Here is a 1,035-nt window from a genome sequence, read left to right as displayed (position 1 = left end):
GGTGTCTATGACAACCTAGGCATCAATCCTGGTCTGCGTGTCGACCGAAATAAGCTCGACTATTTGATCACCAGTGACGGCGGAAAGCCGTTCACCAATACCTCAGAGCCGACAGAGGCTGGAGCCATGGTCCTCAAAGCTGCTCTGGACATTCTGATGGAGCAAGTGAGAGGGCTGCAGTTCGATCGCATGCAGCATCGGCACTTGGCGGGTAAGGGGCCAAAGCCACTGTGGTTCTCTATCGATAGCGTCGAGGGGCAAGCCAACCCGGGAGATGCCACCTTTGCATCCTCGATCAGCACCAACCTGAAGCGGTTGAACGGCGATGAAATGACTGTTCTCCAACGCCACGGAGGGGCACTCGTTGAAGCGCGCCTTCGTTCATACGCACCCGAGCTCCTCGCGGCGGTTTGATCCGATCTTTCCAGGTGGAATTGCGACCTCATGAGGTCGCGCATTCTAGAGGAGCCCAGCCGTGACGATGATCAAGCCAGGCAAGCAGTCGTTCTTAGTGTTGGCCCAAGATCCGGGAGTGAGGGGGCCCTCAGGAGAGCGGGTATTTGCGACTGTAGATGTCCCAGCAGAACGGCTTGCCCTCGGGCCCACGGGATACCGGGTCAAGGTCGTTGACTTTGATGCTGAGGCCGGTGTTCTGTACAAGGCCCACGCATACCAAGAGGATGCGGAAGGCAGGCTAGAGGACATTTTTGCGGCCGAGCTTCCACCTCCTGGGAACAAGCTCCGCAAAAAGGCGGAAGACCAATTGCTAGCCAATCCGGCGTTTCACGGGCAGAACGTCTATGCGTTGGTGATGCGAACGCTGGCGCGTTTTGAGTACGCGCTGGGACGGCGGGTGCATTGGGGTTTCGACGGTCACCAACTCCATGTTGCCCCGCACGCATTTGTAGATGCCAACGCGTTCTACTCCCGTGAAGACCGCGCGTTGATGTTCGGCTACTTCAGGGCCGATCAGGAGCCTGCGAGGCCTTTTATCTTTACGAGCCTCTCGCATGACATCGTCGTGCACGAGACTAC

Annotated in this window: 2 pseudogenes; both read left to right on the top strand. The window is 57.7% G+C overall.

Features of this window, described 5'->3' with window-relative positions:
• A pseudogene (locus tag AC07Z7_RS25095) lies at positions 1–414 on the top strand (patatin-like phospholipase family protein); the annotation flags it as partial.
• Between the two features lie 61 nt (positions 415–475).
• Positions 476–1,035 (top strand): annotated as a pseudogene (locus tag AC07Z7_RS25090) (hypothetical protein); the annotation flags it as partial.

The organism is Acidovorax sp. GW101-11A03 (assembly GCF_059424825.1).
This window is presented reverse-complemented; position numbering and strand designations above follow the sequence as displayed.